Here is a 20,815-nt window from a genome sequence, read left to right on the forward strand (position 1 = left end):
GATGTACCCCATGATCGATCCCGCACTCGCCGACGCCGGCCTCGGTGACGCCGAAGACGACGACTTCGATGCCGTGGAGTCCCCGGACTCGCAACTGCCCGACCACCGGTACCTGGACCGCGAGCTGAGCTGGCTCGCGTTCAACCAGCGTGTGCTCGAGCTCGCCGAGGATCCGACGCTGCCCGAGCTGGAGCGCGCGAACTTCCTGGCGATCTTCGCGAGCAACCTCGACGAGTTCTTCATGGTGCGCGTCGCCGGCCTCAAGCGCCGCATCATGACCGGCCTCGCGGTGCCGACCAACATCGGCCGCTCCCCCGTCGACGCCCTGGCCGACATCTCGCGCGAAGCACACGCGCTGCAGCTGCGGCACGCGGCCGCGTGGACCAACCTGGTGCGTCCCGCCCTCGCCGACTCCGGCATCGAGATCACCGAGTGGTCCGACCTCACCGACGAGGAGCGCAGCGCGCTGTCCGACTACTTCGGCGCGCAGGTCTTCCCCGTGCTCATGCCGCTGGCGGTCGACCCCGCTCACCCGTTCCCCTACATCTCCGGGCTGTCGCTGAACCTCGCGATCCGCATCCGCAACGCCCGCACGGGCCGTCAGGAGTTCGCCCGTCTCAAGGTGCCGCCGATGCTGCCGCGCTTCGTCGAGGTGCCGTCCACCGGCGAGATCAAGCGCTTCCTGCGCCTGGAAGAGCTGATCGCCAACCACCTCGGTGACCTGTTCCCCGGGATGGAGGTGCTCGACCACCACGCGTTCCGCCTCACCCGCAACGAGGACGTGGAGATCGAGGAGGACGAGAGCGAGAACCTCATCCAGGCGCTGGAGGCGGAGCTGCTGCGCCGCCGGTTCGGCCCGCCCATCCGCCTCGAGATCACCGACGACATGGACGACGTCACGATGGACCTGCTCGTGCGCGAGCTCGACATCACCGATCTGGAGGTCTACCGCCTTCCCGGACCGCTCGACCTGCGGGGCCTGTTCGACCTGTCACGCATCGATCGTCCCGACCTGCGCTACCCGCCGCACCTGCCCACGACCGCGGTGGCGTTCCAGCCGGCGGGATCGAGCAACCGGGCCGACATCTTCAAGGCCATCCGCAAGTCCGACGTGCTCGTGCACCACCCCTACGAGTCGTTCACGACCAGCGTGCAGGCGTTCCTGGAGCAGGCGGCGCGAGACCCGCACGTGCTGGCGATCAAGCAGACGCTGTACCGCACCTCGGGCGACAGCCCCGTCGTGCAGGCACTCATCGACGCCGCCGAGGCCGGCAAGCAGGTGCTCGCCCTGGTCGAGGTGAAGGCACGGTTCGACGAGGCGAACAACATCGTGTGGGCACGCAAGCTGGAGAAGGCCGGCGTGCACGTGGTCTACGGGCTGGTCGGCCTCAAGACGCACTGCAAGCTCGCGCTCGTGATCCGCGAGGAGGACGGCCTGCTGCGGCACTACTCCCACGTCGGCACGGGCAACTACAACCCCAAGACCAGCCGCATCTACGAGGACTTCGGCCTGTTCACCGCCGACGCCCAGGTCGGCAAGGACCTGACCCGGCTGTTCAACGAGCTCAGCGGCTACGCGATCGAGAAGAAGTTCAAGCGCCTCCTGGTCGCACCGCTGCACCTGCGCAAGGGCCTCATCCGCCTGATCGACGCCGAGCGCCGCAACGCCGAGGCGGGCGTGCCCGCACACATCCGCATCAAGGTGAACTCGATGGTGGACGAGGAGATCATCGACGCCCTGTACCGCGCCAGCGCCGCAGGCGTGAAGGTCGACGTGTGGGTGCGGGGCATCTGCAGCCTGCGCACCGACCTCGAGGGCATCAGCGACAACATCACCGTCCGCAGCATCCTCGGCCGCTACCTGGAGCACTCGCGCATCTTCGCGTTCGAGAACGGCGGCGACCCGCAGGTCTACATCGGCAGCGCCGACATGATGCACCGCAACCTCGACCGTCGCGTCGAGGCGCTCGTGCGCGTGACCGACCCCGCGCACCTCAAGGAGCTCACGGCGTTCTTCGACCTCGCGATGGACGATGGCACGTCGTCGTGGCACCTCGGCGCCGACGGCGTCTGGGAGCGCCACGCCGTGAACGCGGACGGCAGGCCGCTGGTCGACCTGCAGGACAAGACCATGGGCATGATCCAGCGGCGCCGGCGGGCGCGGGCGGTCCGATGACGGCGCGGCAGCTCCAGCTCCCCGAGGACATCGCCCGCTCCAAGTGGGCGGACAAGGCCGTGTACGCCGCGGGTGCCGTGGTGTGGCGCCTGGTCGACGGCAAGCTGCGCATCCTGCTGATCCACCGCACGAAGTACCGCGACGTCACGCTCCCCAAGGGCAAGGTCGACCCCGGTGAGATGCTCGCGGAGACGGCCGTGCGCGAGGTGCACGAGGAGACGGGCATCCGCGTCGCCCTCGGCGTCCCCGTGGGGGTGAGCCGCTACCTGCTCGCCTCACGCAAGCAGAAGGTCGTGCACTACTGGGCGGCCGAGGCGACCGACGAGGCCATCCGGGCGTCGACGTTCGTGCCCAACCGGGAGATCGCCGCGCTCGAGTGGGTCAGCGTCAAGAAGGCCCGCGCCGCGCTCAGCTACCCGGTCGACCACGAGATCCTCGACGCGTTCGCGGCCCTCGTCGACGACGGCGTCCTGCGCACCTTCCCGGTGATCGCGCTCCGGCACGCGAAGGCCCTCCCCCGCTCGGAGTGGGACGGCGCGGACTCCGCGCGGCCGCTCACCGAACGCGGCCGACGCCAGGCCAAGGCGATCGTGGGTCCGCTCCGCGCGTTCGGCGTGCGCAAGCTCATCACGAGCGATGCGGTGCGCTGCGTGCAGACGGTCGCCCCGCTGGCGAAGGCCCTGGACCGCAAGCCGGTGAAGACGGAGAAGATCAGCCAGGACGCGTGGGAGGACGGCACCGCAGACCTCCGCTCGGTCGTCGGACGCCGCATCCGCTCCGGCAAGCCCGCCGTGCTGTGCAGCCACGGCCCCGTGCTGCCCGCCCTGCTCGCCGAGATCGCCCTCGCCACCGGCACCGTGCGCGGCTCGTACGTGACCAGCGCCGCCGATCTGGAGACCGGCGCGTTCTCCGTCGTGCACGTGTCCGCCACGAATCCCGGCTCCGGGATCATCTCGATCGAGACGCACGCGCCGAAGGTCTGACACGTCGGCGGACCCGCGAACGAGGGCGCTCGAGCCCGCGCGGCGCCTGGGATCGCCCCCAGAGCGTCTCCGGTCGTTCACCTGCCGTTCACCTGCGAGGGAGAGTCTCGTTAACCGTCGCCCCTAGCGTCACTGTGTGCCCTGCACCGGGCCCCAACCCTCCACGATCGAAGGATCCACAGTGAAGATCTCCCGAATCGCACGAATCGGCGCCATCGGCGCCGTCGCCGCTCTCGCACTCGCCGGCTGTGCCGCGAACGAAGGCGGCACCGGCGGCTCCACCGACGAGCCCAGCGAGTCCACGCTCTCCGGCACGATCGACGCGACCGGCGCGTCCTCCCAGACCGCAGCCCAGGAGGCCTGGGTCGCCGCGTTCCAGACCGCCAACCCCGACGTGACCGTCAACTACGAGCCCACCGGCTCCGGCACGGGCCGCGAGAACTTCCTCGAGGGCGGCAGCAACTTCATCGGCTCCGACCGCGCATTCAACGACGAGGAGATCGCCGCCGGCGGCTTCGGCGCCTGCACGACCGACGACATCGTCGAGGTCCCGCTCTACATCTCGCCCGTCGCGGTCGCGTTCAACCTCGAGGGCATCGACACCCTGAACCTCGACGCCGCGACCATCGCGGGCATCTTCGCCGGCACCATCACCAACTGGAACGACGCCGCGATCGCCGCTCTCAACGAGGGCGTCGAGCTGCCCGACCTGGCGATCTCGCCCGTGCACCGCTCCGACCCGTCCGGCACGCAGGAGACCTTCGCGAAGTACCTCAGCGCGACCGCTCCCGACGTGTGGACCTACGAGGTCTCGGACGAGTGGCCGATCCAGGGCGGCGAGGCCGCTCAGGGCACCTCGGGCGTGAAGCAGGCCATCACCGCCGGCAACGGCGCCATCGGCTTCCTCGACGCCTCGCAGGCGGACGGCCTCGGCCAGGTCGCCGTGGGCGTCGGCGAGGAGTTCGTGCCCTACTCGGCCGAGGCCGCAGCGAAGCTCGTCGAGGCCTCGCCGCTCGCCGAGGGCCGCGGCGAGGGCGACCTCGTCTTCGACGTCGACCCGGCCTCCGCCGCGGACGGCGCCTACCCGATCGCCCTGGTCAGCTACCTCATCGGCTGCGAGCAGTACGAGGACAGCAACGTCGCGGAGCTCGTGAAGGCCTACTTCACGTACATCGCGAGCGCCGAGGGCCAGGACGCCGCCGCGGAGAACGCCGGCAGCGCCCCGATCTCGGACGGCCTGCGCGAGCAGGTCCAGGCCGCGATCGACCTGATCCAGGTCGGCTGATCCCGCCGATCCGCTGACACGGTGCCCCCGCGTCCCGACACGGACGCGGGGGCTCCGCCGGGTCAGCACCCGATCCATCTCCACCCGGCCCGAAACAGGGAGATCATGAGCACGACCGCGCAGGAGCCCACCACGGCACCGGCACCGACCCCGGCGCCGCCCGCACCGATCAAGGCCAAGCAGCGACTCGGCGACCGGGTGTTCTCCGGCACCGCACTCGGAGCGGGGATCATCATCCTCGTCGTGCTCGCCCTCGTCGCCGCGTTCCTCATCATCCAGAGCCTTCCGGCCTTCCAGCTCGACACCACCGACAACCACATCCTGCGCGGCGAATCCTTCTGGGCCTATGTCTGGCCGCTCGTCTTCGGCACGCTGTGGGCTTCGTTCATCGCCCTGATCATCGCGGCCCCCATCGCCATCGGTATCGCGCTGTTCATCTCGCACTACGCGCACCGCCGACTCGCGGCCGTGCTCGGCTACATCATCGACCTGCTCGCGGCCGTGCCGTCCGTGGTGTTCGGCCTGTGGGGCGGACTCGTGCTCGCCCCGCTGCTCCAGCCGATCTACGTCTGGCTGAACGACAACGCCTCCTGGGTGCCCTTCTTCGGCGGTCAGGTTTCCGCGACGGGCAAGACCATCCTCACCGCGGCCCTCGTCCTCGCCGTGATGTGCATCCCGATCATGACCGCCATCTGCCGCGAGGTCTTCCTGCAGACGCCGAAGCTGCACGAGGAGGCCGCCCTGGCCCTCGGCGCCACCCGCTGGGAGATGGTGCGCATGGCCGTGCTGCCCTTCGCCCGCGGCGGCATGGTCTCCGCCGCGATGCTCGCGCTCGGGCGGGCCCTGGGCGAGACCATGGCCGTGACCATGGTGCTCTCCCCCTCGGCGGTCGTGAGCTTCCTGGTGCTCACCGCCACGAACCCCACGCCGATCCCCGCGAACATCGCCCTCGCCTTCCCCGAGGCGCACGGCACGGGCGTCAACACGCTCATCGCGACCGGCCTCATCCTCTTCGTCGTGACCTTCGCGGTCAACGCCGTGGCGCGCTGGATCGTCGCCCGCCGCGCCGAGTTCTCTGGAGCGAACTGACATGACCGTCCTCACCAGCGCTCCCACGACGCCGCGCGCCTCCCTCACCTCCGGCCGCCTCCCGAAGTGGGCGCCGTGGGCTCTGCTCGGCGTCTCGTTCGCGGTCTCCGCGGCCGTGTTCGGCGTCGCCGCCGCGGGGTCGGACACGCCCCTCGCCGACTTCAACATCGCGGGCACCGTGATCGTCGGCATCCTGCTCTACATGGTGATCATCACGGTGATCTCGTCGATCGCCGAGAGCCGCCGCAAGGCCGTGGACCGGCTCATGACGGCCCTCGTCGCCACCGCCTTCCTGATCGCGCTGCTGCCGCTCGTGTCGCTGCTGTGGACCGTGGTGGCGAACGGCATCGAACGCTTCGACGCCGAGTTCTTCAGCTACTCCATGCGCAACGTGGTCGGCGACGGCGGCGGCATCGTGCACGCCATCTGGGGCACCGTGCTGATCACCCTGACGGCCACGATCATCTCGGTCCCGATCGGGCTCATGACCTCGATCTACCTGGTCGAGTACGGGCGCGGGAAGATCGCGAAGGCCATCACGTTCTTCGTCGACGTGATGACGGGCATCCCGTCGATCGTCGCCGGTCTGTTCATCTACGCCGTGTTCGCGCTGCTGCTGCGACCGGGCATCTCGATGGGCTTCATGGGTGCGCTCGCCCTCGCCGTGCTGATGACCCCGGTCGTCGTCCGCGGCAGCGAGGAACTGCTGCGCATCGTCCCGAACGAACTGCGCGAGGCCTCCTACGCGCTGGGCGTACCGAAGTGGCTGACGATCCTCAAGGTCGTGCTGCCCACCTCCATCGCCGGCATCATGACCTCGGTCATGCTCGCGATCTCCCGCGTGATCGGTGAGACCGCCCCGCTGCTGCTGACCGCCGGCTTCACGCAGAGCCTCAACACGAACATCTTCGACGGTCAGATGATGACCCTGCCGGTGTTCGCCTACAACCAGTACATGAACCAGGGCACCAACCCCGACGCCGCGGTCGCGCGCGCCTGGGCCGCCGCCCTCACCCTCATCCTCATCGTCATGGTGCTGAACCTCCTCGCGCGTCTGATCGCGAAGTGGTTCGCCCCGAAACTCTCCGGCCGCTGAGCCCGAACCTCAGAACAGGAAACCCCGTGTCCAAGAGCATCGAAGTCAACGACCTCAACGTCTACTACGGCAACTTCCTCGCCGTCGAAGGCGTCTCCCTCGACATCCAGCCGCGCAGCGTGACGGCGTTCATCGGCCCCTCCGGCTGTGGCAAGTCCACCTTCCTGCGCACACTCAACCGCATGCACGAGGTCATCCCCGGCGCCCGCGTCGAGGGGGAGGTGCTGCTCGACGGCAAGGACCTGTACGGCGCCGGCGTCGACCCGGTGCTCGTGCGCCGCCAGGTGGGCATGGTGTTCCAGCGCCCCAACCCGTTCCCCACGATGTCGATCAAGGAGAACGTGCTCGCGGGCGTCAAGCTCAACAACAGCCGCATGTCCAAGAGCGACCAGGACGACCTGGTCGAGAAGTCGCTCACCGGCGCGAACCTCTGGAACGAGGTCAAGGACCGGCTCGACCGCCCCGGCTCCGGCCTCTCCGGCGGTCAGCAGCAGCGTCTGTGCATCGCCCGCGCGATCGCGGTGTCGCCCGAGGTGCTGCTGATGGACGAGCCGTGCTCGGCGCTCGACCCCATCTCGACGTACGCGATCGAGGAGCTGATCGGCGAACTCAAGAACGAGTTCACGATCGTGATCGTGACCCACAACATGCAGCAGGCGAGCCGTGTCTCGGACAAGACGGCGTTCTTCAACATCGCCGGCACCGGAAAGCCCGGCAAGCTCATCGAGTACGACGACACGACGTCGATCTTCACCACGCCGTCGGTGCAGGCGACGGAGGACTACGTCTCCGGCCGCTTCGGCTGAACCGCCGGTACGACAAGGGCCCGGGTGCGACGGCACCCGGGCCCTTCCGCGTCTGCGGCCTCAGTCGCGCGGCGAGAGCAGGTACGCGTTGAGCTCGTCCGTGAGCGCGGCATCCACCGGCAGCGGCACACCGTCGACCGCGGTGATGGCCGCCGCGAGACGCACGCTCGACACCAGCCACGCCGCATCGGCCCGGGTGAGGTCGCCCGCGGGGATGCGGTCGTAGCCGACCTCGAACCCGCGCGCGCTGAGGTGGTCGTACACGCTGAGCTGTGTGGTGCCGTGCAGGATCCCGCCGTTCGGCGCCGGGGTCGTGAACCGGTCGCCGAAGCGCAGGAGGAGCGAGGCCGTCGGCGCCTCCAGCACGAAGCCGTCGCTCGAGAGGAACACCGCGTCGTCGGCCCCGCGCCGCTTGGCCTCGCGCAGCGCCGCCATGTTCACCGCGTACGACAGGGTCTTGGCGCCCAGCAGCAGCCACGGCGCCCGCTCGGCGGCACCGAGGTCGTACCCGCGGTCGAGCGTGACCACCTTCACGCCGTCGCGGCGCACGGCGGAGAAGTCCGCGGCGGGAGCGGCCGTGACCCAGGCGGTGGGTGTGGGTCCGTGCTCCACGCCGCGACTGAGGATCAGCTTGATGACCGACTCCCCCGCGCCGAGCTGCGCCGCGGCCCGCTGCACCGCCTGCCGCCACTGCTCGAGGTTCGGCTCGGGGAGGTCGCACAGTCGCGCGGAGTGTGCCATTCGCTCCAGGTGCGGCACGACCTCCTGCGCATGACCGTCGACCACGCCGATCGACTCGAACACGCCGTCCCCCCGCTGGGTGCTCAACTCGCCGACGCTCAGGGCCGGAGCCGTGGCGTCGACCTGCGTGAACGTGCCGGTGTAGTCGTCGCGCTGCTCGTCGGCGGCGACGGGGTCGAGCATGAGGGCGAAGCGTCGGGTCATGCCACGAGCCTAGAACGCCGGGAATACCTGTCGCGCGCTCGCGTTACACTGGAGTGGCCGGGCCGCATAACCCCGGGCTCCAATTTTCGCCGCTGCGAGCGGCCTTCCGCCGAGAGGCGTTCTTGCGGCCCGGTCTTTCTCTGTCCGGGCGCCGGCCGCGGCGCTGTCAGGCCAGCGCGCCCATGCGCCACAGCGCGGCCGAGGCCGAGAGGTCCTGCGCGTACGTGCTCAACCGCAGCGCCCGCGTGGTCAGCTCGCTCGCGCGCTCCGGCTCCGTCCCCTCGTAGTCGTCCGCGGTGTGCGTCGCGCCGGAGGCCTGCACGCGGCAGAACGCCGCCGCCCGGTCGAGCGCCACCGCGAAGTCGCCCCGGAAGGCACCGCGGAGGATCGTGTCGATCAGCGCGACCAGCTCGTCCGGGCTCGCCGGCACCGGGGCACCCGCCACCACGGCGTCGGCGGAGGAAAGCTCGACGCGACCGCGGTCGTACAGGAGCGCGGCGGTGCGCGGGTCGCCGTGGATCGCGAGCTGCAGCACGTACAGGCGCCACAGCGAGCCCGGCAGCGTGCGCGACGGCGCGGTGGACCACAGCTCGGCGATCTCGTCGATGCCGTGCTCCCGCGTGAACGCGATCAGCCGTTCCACGCTCGCGCCGGTCTCGTCCTCGCGCACGCGCGTCAGCAGCGCGGAGGCCGTGGCGTGCGCGACCCTGCTCTCCTCCGCGGGGTCGCTCGACCCCACGATGTTGTCGAACGCGTGGGAGGGGCGGCGCACGGGCCGGTGGTGCTGCTCGGGCATCCCTCCAGGGTACGCCCGCCGCCGCGACTCAGGCCGTGGGGATGACGATGACCGGATCCGTGGTGGGCTGCCCGGACGGCGAGCCGCCCTCCTGCTCCACGGTCACCGCGATCGCGTCACCCGCCCGCATCTCGCCCTCGAGCAGCGCGGTCGCCGCACCGTCCTCCGGGTCGAACACACCGGCCGCGATCGGCTCCTCGCCGCGCACGAACCACAGCTCGTACGTCTTGCCGGCGTCGGTCTCGGGCAGACCGTCCGTCACGAGCACGGCCTTGCCGACCGAGCCCGACCAGTGGGCGGTGGCCGTGGCCCCGCCGTCGAGCTCGACCGTGGCCTGCTGCGCATCGCCCGCGGCCTCGATCTCCTGCAGCGCCACGACGCTGGCGGGACGGGTGAGCTGTGCATTGAGCGCCACCGCTCCGATGCCGACGCCGACCAGCAGCGCCAGGCACGCGGCGAGCGCGAAGGCCAGGCGGGTCCAGCGGCGCGGCCTGCGGACGGCGGGCTCCTCGGGGCCACCGGCGGACGCGACCCCGGGGGCGCTCCCCGCGGTGTCGTGCGCGTCGGTGTCGTGTGGGTCGGTGTCGCCCTGCGGCGTCCGGGCGATCTGGGCGAGCAGAGCCGCACGAACGCCGGGCGGCGGGGCGACCGGCGTCACGCCCTCACCCAGCAGCGCGACGCTGTCCGCGTCGACGTCTGCCACGGCCGCCCACTCCGGATGCTCCACGAGTGCCCGGCGGTACCGGTTCTCGTCGTCGGCGGACAGCGCGTGGAGCGCGGCACCCGCCGCGAGTTCCGCGAAGTCCTTCTCGTTCATGCCGTCACCCCCATCGCCGTGCGGAGACGGGTCAGCCCGTCTCTCATCCGTGTCTTGATCGTCCCCAGCGGCGCCCCCACGAGCGCCGAAATCTCGTTCTGACTGTAACCGCCGTAGTAGGCCAGGACGAGCGCCTCCCGCTGCGCGTCAGGAAGCCCTGACAGCGCCGCGACGACCCGCTCCCCCTCGATGCCCAGCTCCACCCGCTCCGCGACACTGTCGTGCGCGACACCGAGGTCTTTGAAGCCGGCTCGCACATCGCGGTCGGCGCTCGACTGCGATGCCCGCACCCGGTCGACGGCCCGTCGATGGGCGATGGTCATCACCCAGGTTCGTCCCTGTCCTCTGTTCGGAGCGAACCGCGAAGCGGATTGCCAGATCTCCAGGAACACCTCCTGGAGCACCTCCTCGCTCTGCGCGCGGTTGACCAGCACGCGGAGGATGAGGCCGAAGACCCGCGGGGACAGGGAGTCGTACAGCTCGGCGAAGGCAGCCTGATCACCGGACGCGACGCGGACGAGGAGGTCGGCGACGGCATCCTTCGGCGCTGCCCCGTCCTCCGGGACGTCCATCCCGTCGATGACCATCTCCATAAGCATGCCGTATCTCCTCCCCGTTCCCGCGCAGACGTCACCCGAATGTGAAGGAATAGACCTCGACACCGGCCGGGACCTCGAGCGTGAGCGTTCCCTTCGCGATGTCGCCCTGCTCGACCAGGCCGTACGAGCGAGGCGTCCCGTCGATCGCGATGGTCTGCTCCTCACCGTCCTGATCGCGCACCACGACCTCACCCGAGCCCGCCACGACCATCCGCACCTCGCCCGCGCGATACTCCAGGCGGATGCGTCCGTCGTCGCTCGTCGGGGTCACGTACTGCGTCTCGACCGTCCAGTCGCCATCCAGCGCGAAGCTGTCGTCGGGCTGGTCCTTCGGGAACGAGAAGCTGCCCTCACCGCGGCGGTACTCGTCCCCGCCGCCGTAGTTCACGTCCTTCGACGAGCCGAGGAAGGTCTCCCGTGTCGTCGAGCCGAGCTCCGGCGTCTCGTCCTTCACGTCCGTCGCCGGCGGCAGCTGCACGTCCGGATCCGCGTCCTGCAGCAGCTCCCGGATCATCGACTCGGTCGCCGCGTAGTTGCCCTCGCCGAAGGAGATGTGGCGCACGGTGCCGTCCGCGTCGATCAGGTAGTGCGCCGGCCAGTAACGATTGCGGTAGTTCGTCCAGGTCGACAGGGTGTTGTCGAGCGCGACGGGATACGCGATGCCGAAGTCGCGCACGCCCGCGGCGACGTTGCCCGGATCCTTCTCGAACGCATACTCCGGCGAGTGGATCCCGATGACCTGCAGTCCGGCGTCGCGGTACGCCTCGTCCCAGGCCACCACGTGCGGGATCGACCGCTGGCAGTTGATGCACGAGTACGCCCAGAAGTCGATCAGCACGACCTGCCCCCGCAGGTCCTTCAGGTCGATCGCCTCGCCGTCGGGCGTGTTCAGCCACTGCTGGATGCCCTTGATCGACGGGGCAGTGCCGCAGGACTCGAGCTCGGTCGCACCGTTCGTGCACTGGTCGAGGTCCTTGTTCTCGTCGTTGACCAGGCCACCGAGGTCCAGCGCGTCCTGCACCTGCTCGGAGTCGGCGATCTGCTCCTGCAGCGGAGCCGTGTAGTCGGGAAGGAGCCGCTGCAGCGCCTGCGGCACGTTGAACACGAGCCCCACGGCGAGTGCGATCATGGCGATGCCGGCGGCGATGCGCAGTGCGCGCTCCTTCGACCGGAAGGCGCGGATGCGCTCCACCACGCTGCGACCCGCGAGCGCGAACACCAGCAGCGGGACGGCCACGCCGATCGCGAACGACACCGTGAGGAGCACCGTGCCCACGCCGATCTGGCCGGTCGAGCCCGCCACGATGATCGCCGCGAGGACCGGTCCGGCGCACGGCACGAACACCGCGCCGAGGGCCAGTCCGACACCGAAGCCGTTGCCCCGGTTCTTCACCTCGCGCTGCCCGAAGCGCTGGAACGGCCGCTCCAGGAGGTGCTGGAACCGCGGCACGATCAGGCCGACGCCGATCACGACCAGCACCGCGATGCCCACCCAGCGGATGATGTCCTGCGGCAGGTTCAGCAGACCCAGGATCAGCGAACCCACGAGCGTCACCAGCGTGAAGCTGAGCACGAGGCCCGCGATCACGAAGTACGGGCGGCTTCGCCGGGCGGGCACCGCCTCTCCGTCGTAGGCCGCCGACTGCGCGCCGCCGGTGAGGAAGATCACCGGGAGCACGGGCAGGATGCACGGCGAGATGCCGGTGATGAGCCCGCCGAGCAGGCCGATGATGATCAGGTCCATGAGGTCCTCGCTTCTGTCAGGCTCTGTTCGCTCCGGGCCGCCCAATGGATTGGATCGGACCCCGCGAGGGAGGATTCGCGAACTTTTTCCGAATTCGTCCCATCCGATCCCGAGACGGTTCCGAACACCGGTCAACGCCACGGAGAGGCCGTGGCCGGAGTTTCGAAGGAGCTCGACATGTTCAGCACCAAGAAGAAGGTCACCGCAGCAGTCACCCTGGGTCTGGCGAGCGCATTCCTGCTCTCCGCGTGTTCCATGGGCAGCGGCAGCACGACGGAGGAGTCGTCGGAGCCGAAGGCCCCCGAGACGTCGGAGTCGACGCCGATGGAGATGGACCCCGCCGCGAACCTCGTGGGCCCGGGCTGCGCGGCCTACGCCGAAGAGGTCCCGGACGGCGCCGGTTCCATCCAGGGCATGTCGCAGGACCCGGTCGCGGTCGCCGCGTCGAACAACCCGATGCTGACCACGCTGGTGGCCGCGGTGAGCGGCCAGCTCAACCCCGACGTGAACCTGGTCGACACGCTCAACGGTGACGAGTTCACCGTGTTCGCGCCGGTCGACGACGCGTTCGCGAAGATCGACCCCGCCACGATCGAGGCCCTGAAGACCGACAGCGCGACGCTGACGTCGATCCTCACCTACCACGTGGTGCCCGGCCAGATCGAGCCGGCCGACATCGCCGGCATGCACACGACCGTGCAGGGCGCGGACCTCGAGGTGACCGGCAGCGGTGACCAGTGGATGGTCAACGACGCCAACGTCATCTGCGGCGGCGTGCAGACCGCGAACGCGACCGTGTACCTGATCGACTCGGTCCTGATGCCCCCGGCGCAGTAAGCGCGGGGAGGTGCCGGGCGACCCGACCGGCACACGGCCTTCTCTGATCGGGAGGAGTCAGGGAAGGTGAAAGGGCCGTCGGCGAGCTGTGCGCCGACGGCCCTTCGTCGTGCGCCCTAGACTGGGAGCACGGGCCTCTAGCTCAGTTGGCAGAGCATCGGACTTTTAATCCGCGGGTCGTGGGTTCGAGCCCCACGGGGCCCACCGTCATTCCTCCGTCGCCACCCCTGCGGGTGCGTGCGGCGACACGACCGTGGCCGGGTCGATGCGGCGTGCACCGGGGTGGTCGGCACCCCCTGCTCATCCCCCCGCCAGCGCGACCTCGCGTGAGCCCGCCCTCGTATCATCCGCGCGGCCGCCTGGCCACCCCCTGTCCGCGCTCCTGGCCCCCGAGAGAGGGTGATGGTGCGCCCGGATCCGGGCGACTCCCCAGCGAAAGGACAGACGATGACTCTCAGCGGAAACCGCGTGGCGTTCCTGGCGACCGACGGCTTCGAGGACAGCGAGCTGACCAGCCCGTGGGAGGCCGTGACCGCGGAGGGCGCGAGCGCGACCATGATCGCCCCCGACGGCGCCGCCATCACCGGCAAGAACGGTCACGAGCAGGCGGTCGACCTGGCCGCGGCCGATGCCTCCGCCGACCAGTTCGACGCGCTCGTCCTCCCGGGCGGCGTGGTGAACGCCGACCACCTGCGCATGGACGAGGCGTCCATCGCACTCGCCCGCTCCTTCTTCGAGCAGCACAAGCCGGTCGGGGTGATCTGCCACGGCGCCTGGATCCTGATCGAGGCGGGCGTGGTCGACGGCCGCACCCTCACGAGCTACCCCAGCCTGAAGACCGACCTGCGCAACGCGGGCGCGAGCTGGGTGGACGAGGAGGTCGTGGTCGACGAGGGCCTCGTCTCCAGCCGCACCCCCGACGACCTCCCCGCCTTCAACGCGAAGCTGGTCGAGGAGATCGGCGAGGGCAAGCACGCGGGACAGACCGCCTGACCCTCACCCGACGCGCGCCCGATGGCGCCGCACGGCCGCCCGGTTCGCGCACCTCACGGAGCAGAACCGCTGGCGGCCGTTGCGCGTCACATCGGCGACCACGTTGCGGCAGGGTGCGGCCTCGCAGCGTCCGAGCCGGTTCATGCCGCGCGTGACCAGGTGCAGCGCGGTGCCGAGGTTGATGGTCGCGCGCAGCACGAACGGCAGGGACCGCACGTCGTCGCGGTAGTGCAGGTGCCACCCCTCGTCGTCGTGGTCGACGAGTCGCGGATAGGCGCCGGCGGCGGCGAGCTGCGCGTTCAGCAGGGCGGCGCGCTCGTCGGGGTCGGGCGCATCGACGATGGAGAGCCAGTCGTCGATCACCGCCCGCACCGCGGCGTGGTCGCCGTCGGCGGGCGGGAAGGTCTGCGTCATCCCGAGGGCGAGCGTGCGCTCCTCGATGCCCTGCCGGTCGGCCGGCCAGTCGTTGGCCAGCGACGCGGCCAGCAGCACGGCATACTCGCCGTAAGGGTTGAGATGCATAAGACCATTACATCACGCTGGTCCCATGACCGCCGCCGACACCCTCCCCGTCCCCCTCGTCCCGCCCGTCGACCGTCACGAGCACGCCTGGCTCGTGGAGTCGCGGCACCCCACCAGCGAGGGCGTCGTGCTCTACGTGCGCTGCCTCGACTGCGGCACGCGCCGGGTCGACGTCGCCGCGCATCCGCACCTCCCGCCGCGCGCGCTCAGCCGCCCCCTCGCCGCAGCTCCCGACGGCTCCGACGCAGCCGACGCCGACCAGCGATGAGGCCCCCTCGCCCCGCCCCGCTCAGGCCGTGAGGTCGATGAGCTTCTGCGTGGTGCGCAGGTTGCGGGCGGTTCCGGCCACCCCCAGGGCACGGTTGAGCACGCTCGTGGTGAGCTTCGTGGAGTGCACGCCGCCCTCGGCGTAATCGATCCACAGGTCCTGACCCACCAGCGCGATCCGCTCCCCTGGCACGAGTCGCTGCTCGAGCGCCGCGACCGCACCCGGCGCGGGCGGCCCCTCCAGGAACATCGCGTGCACGTACCTCGCCTCGCCGTCGGGGAACGGCTGCGCGGCCGCCGTCGCCACGAGCTCCGCGTGCGTGCGGTGGATGACGGGCGTGTCGACGCCGAACTCCTCCGCGATCAGGCGGCGCACCGTCGCGCGGGCCGCCTCGGGGTCGTCGGGCGTCGCGCAGAGGATGTTGCCGCTGGCGATGTAGGTCGACACGGCGGCGAGCTCCGTCCGCTCCTCCAGCACCTCGCGCAGTCGCGCCATCGGCACGCTGTTGCGCCCGCTCACGTTGACCGCGCGCAGCAGCAGGACGCTGCGACTCACGCGTCGCCGCTCTCGGCCAGCACCGCGCCGGCGTGCACGAGCTCGGCCAGCGCAGCCTCGCTCGAGGGCGCGGCCACCCCGGCGATCAGGTCGGTGAGGACGCGGACCCGCACGCCGTGCGCGATGGCATCCAGCGCGGAGGCGCGCACGCAGTGGTCCGTCGCGATGCCGACGACATCGGCCGACACGACTCCGGCGGCCGAGAGCACGGCCCCGGCGGTGTCGCCGTCGTCGGTGATTCCCTCGAACAGCGAATACGCGGGCACACCCTGCCCCTTGCGGACGTGGTGGGTGACCGCGGTCGTGTCGAGCAGCGGGTCGTAGTCCGCGCCCGCCGTGCCCGCGACGCAATGGGCCGGCCACGTGTCGACGAAGTCGGGCGAGCCGGAGAAGTGTCCGCCGTTGTCGCCGTCCGCATCGTGCCAGTCGCGGGAGGCGAGGATCACGTCGTAGTCGGCCGCGTGCACGGTGAGAAAGGCGGAGACGGCCTCGGCGACCGCGTCTCCCCCCTCCACCGCGAGCGCCCCGCCCTCCGTGAAGTCGTTCTGGACGTCGACGATGAGGAGTGCTCTGCTCATGCCTCGAGGGTACGCCGTGCGGGCGCCGTCGACCGGGCAGCGCTTGACCCTGTCATCGTGACAAGGTGTGGAATGGACGGCGGAGGCAACCATGACCGAACAGCATCCCCTCGACCCGGCGTCGCGACTGCGCGCTGCCCTGCAGTCGACCGCGTCCTCGGCGCGCCTGCAGGCCGCTCTCACGGCCGGCACCATGCCGAACCCCTGCTACATCGACGTGCTCGTCGAGCAGAGCGCGGTGGAGCCCGACTTCTTCGTGCGCGACATGCTCACGTGGGCACTCACCCGACACGACGCTGAGCCGACCGTGGACCGTCTCCTGCCGGAGCTGCGGTCACCCGTGGCGCAGGCCAGGAGCCAGGCCCTGCACACGCTGTCGAAGATCGGCGACCGTCGCGCCTGGCCCGCGGTGTCGACCGAGCTGCTGCGCGACGACGACCCCGAGGTCGCACGCGCGGCGTGGCGCGCCGCGGCGGGGCTCGTGCCGGACGAGGAGCGGCCGGCGCTCGCGCGGGAGCTGGCGACCCAGCTCGGGCGCGGCGACCGGGAGCTGCAGCGCAGCCTCAGTCGGGCCATCGCGATGCTCGACGACGCCGGGACCGCCGTGGCCGCCGCTGCCGCACACGACGCCGACCCCGCCGTGCGCGCGCATGCCCTGGCGACCGCGCGGCTGATCGACGACCCCGACGACGACTTCGGCGCGGCGATCCGAGAGGCGCAGCGGATCGTGGCGCTGCAGGCGTCTCCCGCTCCCGCGGAGGGCTGAGGCGTGCTGATCGGCGAGGTCGCGGCGCGCTCGGGCATCAGCGCGCGCATGCTGCGGCACTACGACCGCATCGGCCTGCTGTCGCCCAGCGAACGCACCGCGGGCGGGTACCGGGACTACTCGGACGCGGATCTTCGCCGGCTGTTCCACATCGAGAACCTGCGCTCGCTCGGCCTCCCGCTCGCGGACATCCCCGCAGCTCTCGCGGACGACGCCCGCGCGCCGTCCGACACGATCGAGCGGCTCCTGCATCGCACGCGCGCGCGGCTCGCGGTGCTCACCGAGCTGGCGGAGCGCCTCGAACAGGTGCGGTCGGGCGAGCCGCGGGACTGGTCCGACGCCCTGCGCATGGTGGAGCTCCTGCGGGGCCTGGAGGCGCCGGACGCGTCCGCGCGGCAGACGCTCGCCCTCACCGCGGACGCCGACCACGCGTCCACGGCCGTCCTCGTCGCGGCGGTGCTGCGGGAGGACGACCTCAACACCGCCGGGGCCCTGCTGTGGGCGGTCGCGCGGTCCGGGGACGATGCCGTGCCGACGCTGGAGCGAGGACTGCACGACGCCGAGGCCGCGCGTCGTCACCGCGCGATGCGCGCGCTGGAGAAGCTCGACACACCACGGGCGCGGGCCGCCCTCGGCGCGCCGATCGAGCACCTCGACCGGGAGATCGCGGCCGCGGCCGCCCGAGCGCGGGGCCGCTTCGGGGACACGGCTGTGATTCCCCGGCTGGTGGCGGACGTGGCAGCCGGGGTCGACGACGTCGCCGCCGCGGAGGTGCTCGAACGACTCGCGGAAGACCCCGCAGCCGCGCGGACCGTGGCCGAGCACGTGCAGCGTGCCGCCGACGGCGCCTCGGTCGTCGCGCGTCGCCGGCTCGCCGCCGCGCTGGCGGGGGTTCGTGGCCTGAGCGCGGACGAGGCCCTGGGCGGATTCGCACGGGATGAGGATCGCGGGGTGGCGCTCACGGCGTCCGCGCTCCTGGCACGGCGCACCTAGGCGCCGGCGCCCGTGCCACGCCCGATGGCGCAGCTCCGCACACGCAGAAACCCCCGGGATCTTGAGGATCCCGGGGGTTTCACTGAGCCGCTTGTCAGAATCGAACTGACGACCTTTTCATTACGAGTGAAATGCTCTGCCGACTGAGCTAAAGCGGCGTGCGACGCGTGAGCGGCGCGATCACCGATATTACCCTGTCTCGGCCTCGCTCGCGAATCGAGCCCGCCCTCACTCGCAGCGCAGGCCGTCCTCGGGCACCACGTCGTCGAGCAGGAATCCCTCGACGGCCTCGTCGACGCAGGTGTTGCCCTTGTTGTAGCCGGTGTGCCCTTCGCCCACACGGGTGATCAGCACGCCCTCCTCCAGCTGGTTCGCGAGCGACTCGGACCACTCGTACGGCGTCGCCGGGTCATTGGTGGTACCGACGACGACGATGGGACCGGCGCCCTCCGCCGCGATCTCCCCGCGCGTCCCCGTCGGCGGATAGGGCCACACCTCGCAGGGGTCCGGGCCGGTCCAGTAGGGCGCGATCGTGGGTGCCCCTTCCGCGATCTTCGCGGTGATCGCCGCCTCGGCCGCCGGGTCGTCCTCCACCGGATAGTCCATGCAGTTGTACGCGCGGAAGGCCTCGCTGGAGTTGTCGATGTAGGTGCCGTTCTCCCGACCGTTGTAGAAGTCGGCGAGCACGAACGCGGTCGTGGGGTCGCCCTGCAGCGCCTCCTCCAGGGCCTGGGTGAGGTAGTCCCAGCTGTCCTGCGAGTACAGCGCGGCGATGATCGCGGTCATCAGCGCATCGGCGCCCATCAGCCGTCCGTCCCCGTTCTCGAGGGGCGTGCGGTCGGCGCTGGCCAGGAGCGCTCCGAGGTCGGCCATCGCCTCGTCGACCGAGCCGCTGAACGGGCAGTTGCCCGAATCGAGGCAGTTCTGCATGTACGCCCGCAGCGCCGACTCGAATCCCAGCGCCTGCGTGGCCCCGACCTCGAGTCCCGGGACGGCGGGGTCGATCGCCCCGTCGAGCACGAGGCGTCCGGCCTTCTCGGGGTAGAGCTGGGCGTAGGTGGCACCGAGGAACGTGCCGTACGAGTAGCCGAGGTAGTTGAGCTGCTTGTCTCCCAGCACCGCGCGGATCAGGTCCATGTCGCGGGCCGCATTGACCGTGGTGATGTACGGCAGGATGCCGTCGCTGTTGGCGTCGCACGCCTCAGCGAAGGCGCGATGCCCGTCGAGCAGCTCCTGCTCCCACTTGGCGCTCCCCCGCTGGGCCTCGGGGATGCCGTAGAGGTAGTCGTCCATCTCGGCGTCGTCGTAGCAGGTGACGGCCGTCGACCCGCCCACCCCGCGAGGGTCGAAGCCGATCACGTCGTAGTTCTCGACCAGTGCGGGGCCGACCGCATAGCCGAGGCTGCTGAGTACCAGGTCGACCCCGCTCGCGCCGGGCCCGCCGGGGTTCGTGAGGAGCGAGCCGACCGCGGTGCCCTCGGCGCGATGCCGCACCACCGCGAGCTGGATCTCGCCGGAGCCGGGGTTCTCCCAGTCGAGAGGCGCCGTGACGTCGGTGCACTCGAAGCCGGTGCCGCACTCCGTCCAGTCCAGCTTCTGGGAGTAGTAGGGCAGCAGGTCGGCCGCGACACCCTCGGTGTCCGGCTCCTTCTCGCCCGCCGGGCGTGCCGACTGCTCGGGGATCATCGCGTAGAGGCAGCCCGAGAGGGCGACCGAGGCGACGGCCAGTCCGGCGATGAGCGCGGCCGCGCGACGCAGGCGCGACAGGGGGCGAGTGTTCACGGTTTCCTCCCGCTCGTGACCGTCACGAGCAAGCTCTCCAGGGCGAGCAGCGGAGCGACGTTGCGCTCCAGCGACTGCCGGGTCTCGGCAAGGTGGTCGAGGACGACCAGGGTCCGGGCGACGGGCCATGCCGCCGCGAGATCGACGAGTTCGGGGCGCAGTTCGCTGTTGATGAGGTCGTCACTGCGCCCGAACTGGAGCATCACGACATCACGGAACAGCGACTGCATGTCCGTGAGCACGCGGTCGATGCCGTCGCGCAGACTCCGCGTGGCCCGCTTCTTCTGCTCGTCCTCCAGCGCGGACACCTGCGGGCGGAGCGCCGGTGGCACGGCCTGCCCCTCCGCCACGCCCACGGTGCGCAACAGCGCGGCCCGTTCGTTCGCGTCGCGCTCGGCCGTGAGCGCCTTGGCGTCTTCGGTCGCCGCCTGGATGATGCGCCCGGCGACATCGACCGCGTCGTTCACACCGCGGACACCGATGACGGCGCGCAGCGTCTCTTCACGACGACGTCGTGCGGCGTCATCGGTGGCGAGCCGCTGGGCCATCCCGATGTGCCGCTGCGCGTGACGCGCCGCCTGCTCGGCGACCGCCTCATCGACCCCCGTGCGGAGGCTGATGAGTCGTGCCACATCGGCGACGTCGGGTTCCCGCAGCCGCAGCGACCGCACGCGTGAACGGATGGTGGGAAGCAGATCCGCCTCACTCGGCGCGCAGAGGATCCAGACCGTCTGCTCCGGGGGCTCCTCCAGAGCCTTGAGCAGCACGTTGGACGTGCGCTCCACCATGCGATCGGCGTCTTCGACGACGATGACGCGGTAGCGCCCGGCGGACGGGGCGAAGTACGAGCGTTCGACCAGGGATCGCGCCTCCGCGATCGTGATGATGACCTTGTCGGTGCGCAGCGCCGTGACGTCGGGATGGGTGCCGGCGAGGACCTGGCGCATGGTGGCCTCGTCATCGGGACCCTCGGCGATCAGCGCCGCGGCGAACGCGTACGCGAGCGTCGACCGCCCCGACCCCGGCGGGCCGGTGATCAGCCAGGCGTGGGACAGGGCCGACGGATCGGCTGCCGCCGCGCGCAGCGTGTCGACCGCCGCGTCCTGGCCCCAGACGTCCGCCCAGGGGAATGCGGGGGCGAGAGTCGGGGGCATGTCCTCAGCCTAATCGGGACCGCCGACGCCG

21 protein-coding genes and 2 tRNA genes are annotated in these 20,815 nt (G+C 70.8%); 12 read left to right on the forward strand and 11 right to left on the reverse strand.

Annotation, left to right across the window (positions count from 1 at the left end; translation table 11 throughout):
- The first annotated feature begins 10 nt into the window (after nucleotides 1-10).
- From KZC56_RS00350 to pstB, 6 genes are all read left to right on the forward strand, one after another.
- The gene (locus KZC56_RS00350; RefSeq protein ID WP_136031477.1) at nucleotides 11-2,176 is read left to right on the forward strand and encodes an RNA degradosome polyphosphate kinase; all 2,166 of its coding nucleotides are present in this window, start codon (nucleotides 11-13) and stop codon (nucleotides 2,174-2,176) included.
- Nucleotides 2,173-3,159, forward strand: coding sequence for an NUDIX hydrolase (locus KZC56_RS00355; protein ID WP_136035809.1), 987 nt, complete (start codon nucleotides 2,173-2,175; stop codon nucleotides 3,157-3,159). Before KZC56_RS00350 ends, KZC56_RS00355 begins: the two co-directional genes overlap by 4 nt.
- 181 nt (nucleotides 3,160-3,340) lie before the next feature.
- Entirely contained in the window at nucleotides 3,341-4,444 is a 1,104-nt protein-coding gene (locus KZC56_RS00360) for a phosphate ABC transporter substrate-binding protein PstS (protein ID WP_136031472.1), read from the forward strand.
- A 105-nt stretch (nucleotides 4,445-4,549) separates the two neighbouring features.
- A complete protein-coding gene (pstC, locus tag KZC56_RS00365; RefSeq protein ID WP_136031470.1) occupies nucleotides 4,550-5,533 on the forward strand; it encodes a phosphate ABC transporter permease subunit PstC in 984 nt (327 codons plus the stop codon).
- 1 nt (nucleotide 5,534) lies between these two features.
- Nucleotides 5,535-6,629 (forward strand): phosphate ABC transporter permease PstA, encoded by a 1,095-nt coding sequence (pstA, locus tag KZC56_RS00370; protein WP_247637598.1) that lies wholly within the window; start codon nucleotides 5,535-5,537, stop codon nucleotides 6,627-6,629.
- A gap of 26 nt (nucleotides 6,630-6,655) precedes the next feature.
- Complete coding sequence (gene pstB / locus KZC56_RS00375) at nucleotides 6,656-7,435, forward strand: phosphate ABC transporter ATP-binding protein PstB (protein WP_136031466.1); 780 nt, start codon at nucleotides 6,656-6,658, stop codon at nucleotides 7,433-7,435.
- A 60-nt stretch (nucleotides 7,436-7,495) separates the two neighbouring features.
- Here pstB and KZC56_RS00380 read toward each other — a convergent pair whose 3' ends face one another.
- From KZC56_RS00380 to KZC56_RS00400, 5 genes are all read right to left on the reverse strand, one after another.
- Nucleotides 7,496-8,380: an aminodeoxychorismate lyase gene (locus KZC56_RS00380; protein WP_247637599.1), complete on the reverse strand. Its 885-nt coding sequence runs from the start codon at nucleotides 8,378-8,380 to the stop codon at nucleotides 7,496-7,498.
- 166 nt (nucleotides 8,381-8,546) lie between these two features.
- Nucleotides 8,547-9,176: a DNA-directed RNA polymerase subunit beta gene (locus KZC56_RS00385; protein WP_136035813.1), complete on the reverse strand. Its 630-nt coding sequence runs from the start codon at nucleotides 9,174-9,176 to the stop codon at nucleotides 8,547-8,549.
- Between the two features lie 28 nt (nucleotides 9,177-9,204).
- Entirely contained in the window at nucleotides 9,205-9,993 is a 789-nt protein-coding gene (locus KZC56_RS00390; protein WP_247637600.1) for an anti-sigma factor, read from the reverse strand.
- Nucleotides 9,990-10,592, reverse strand: coding sequence for an ECF RNA polymerase sigma factor SigK (gene sigK / locus KZC56_RS00395; RefSeq protein ID WP_205812597.1), 603 nt, complete (start codon nucleotides 10,590-10,592; stop codon nucleotides 9,990-9,992). Before sigK ends, KZC56_RS00390 begins: the two co-directional genes overlap by 4 nt.
- Nucleotides 10,593-10,623: 31 nt before the next feature.
- Nucleotides 10,624-12,336 (reverse strand): cytochrome c biogenesis protein DipZ, encoded by a 1,713-nt coding sequence (locus KZC56_RS00400; protein WP_136031458.1) that lies wholly within the window; start codon nucleotides 12,334-12,336, stop codon nucleotides 10,624-10,626.
- 177 nt (nucleotides 12,337-12,513) lie between these two features.
- Here KZC56_RS00400 and KZC56_RS00405 point away from each other — a divergent pair, with 177 nt between their 5' ends.
- From KZC56_RS00405 to KZC56_RS00415, 3 genes are all read left to right on the forward strand, one after another.
- Nucleotides 12,514-13,173, forward strand: a complete 660-nt coding sequence (locus tag KZC56_RS00405) for a fasciclin domain-containing protein (protein WP_136031456.1) — start codon at nucleotides 12,514-12,516, stop codon at nucleotides 13,171-13,173.
- A 131-nt stretch (nucleotides 13,174-13,304) separates the two neighbouring features.
- Nucleotides 13,305-13,377, forward strand: a tRNA-Lys gene (locus KZC56_RS00410).
- Between the two features lie 243 nt (nucleotides 13,378-13,620).
- Nucleotides 13,621-14,166, forward strand: coding sequence for a type 1 glutamine amidotransferase domain-containing protein (locus KZC56_RS00415; RefSeq protein WP_247637601.1), 546 nt, complete (start codon nucleotides 13,621-13,623; stop codon nucleotides 14,164-14,166).
- 3 nt (nucleotides 14,167-14,169) lie between these two features.
- On the opposite strand, the gene KZC56_RS00420 is transcribed toward KZC56_RS00415, so the two are convergent.
- Entirely contained in the window at nucleotides 14,170-14,688 is a 519-nt protein-coding gene (locus tag KZC56_RS00420; RefSeq protein ID WP_247637602.1) for a CGNR zinc finger domain-containing protein, read from the reverse strand.
- A 25-nt stretch (nucleotides 14,689-14,713) separates the two neighbouring features.
- Between KZC56_RS00420 and KZC56_RS00425 the strand changes: the two genes are divergently transcribed.
- Nucleotides 14,714-14,956 (forward strand): hypothetical protein, encoded by a 243-nt coding sequence (locus KZC56_RS00425; protein ID WP_136031449.1) that lies wholly within the window; start codon nucleotides 14,714-14,716, stop codon nucleotides 14,954-14,956.
- A 21-nt stretch (nucleotides 14,957-14,977) separates the two neighbouring features.
- On the opposite strand, the gene KZC56_RS00430 is transcribed toward KZC56_RS00425, so the two are convergent.
- Together KZC56_RS00430 and KZC56_RS00435 are read right to left on the reverse strand one after the other, a co-directional pair.
- The gene (locus tag KZC56_RS00430; RefSeq protein WP_247637603.1) at nucleotides 14,978-15,511 is read right to left on the reverse strand and encodes a DUF1697 domain-containing protein; all 534 of its coding nucleotides are present in this window, start codon (nucleotides 15,509-15,511) and stop codon (nucleotides 14,978-14,980) included.
- A complete protein-coding gene (locus tag KZC56_RS00435) occupies nucleotides 15,508-16,089 on the reverse strand; it encodes an isochorismatase family protein (RefSeq protein ID WP_136031445.1) in 582 nt (193 codons plus the stop codon). Before KZC56_RS00435 ends, KZC56_RS00430 begins: the two co-directional genes overlap by 4 nt.
- A gap of 91 nt (nucleotides 16,090-16,180) precedes the next feature.
- On the opposite strand from KZC56_RS00435, the gene KZC56_RS00440 reads away from it, so the two are divergent.
- Both KZC56_RS00440 and KZC56_RS00445 read left to right on the forward strand, forming a co-directional pair.
- Entirely contained in the window at nucleotides 16,181-16,855 is a 675-nt protein-coding gene (locus tag KZC56_RS00440) for a HEAT repeat domain-containing protein (protein ID WP_247637604.1), read from the forward strand.
- Nucleotides 16,856-16,858: 3 nt separating this feature from the next.
- Nucleotides 16,859-17,848: a MerR family transcriptional regulator gene (locus tag KZC56_RS00445; protein WP_247637605.1), complete on the forward strand. Its 990-nt coding sequence runs from the start codon at nucleotides 16,859-16,861 to the stop codon at nucleotides 17,846-17,848.
- Between the two features lie 85 nt (nucleotides 17,849-17,933).
- Here the strand turns inward: KZC56_RS00445 and KZC56_RS00450 are convergent.
- From KZC56_RS00450 to KZC56_RS00460, 3 genes are all read right to left on the reverse strand, one after another.
- Nucleotides 17,934-18,006: transfer RNA gene (locus KZC56_RS00450), tRNA-Thr, on the reverse strand.
- Between the two features lie 70 nt (nucleotides 18,007-18,076).
- Nucleotides 18,077-19,630 (reverse strand): alpha/beta hydrolase, encoded by a 1,554-nt coding sequence (locus KZC56_RS00455; RefSeq protein ID WP_247637606.1) that lies wholly within the window; start codon nucleotides 19,628-19,630, stop codon nucleotides 18,077-18,079.
- Entirely contained in the window at nucleotides 19,627-20,784 is a 1,158-nt protein-coding gene (locus KZC56_RS00460) for a DNA polymerase III subunit delta' (RefSeq protein ID WP_136032182.1), read from the reverse strand. Before KZC56_RS00460 ends, KZC56_RS00455 begins: the two co-directional genes overlap by 4 nt.
- Between the last annotated feature and the right edge of the window lie 31 nt (nucleotides 20,785-20,815).

The organism is Microbacterium sufflavum (genome assembly GCF_023091155.1).
Classification (GTDB): domain Bacteria; phylum Actinomycetota; class Actinomycetes; order Actinomycetales; family Microbacteriaceae; genus Microbacterium; species Microbacterium sufflavum.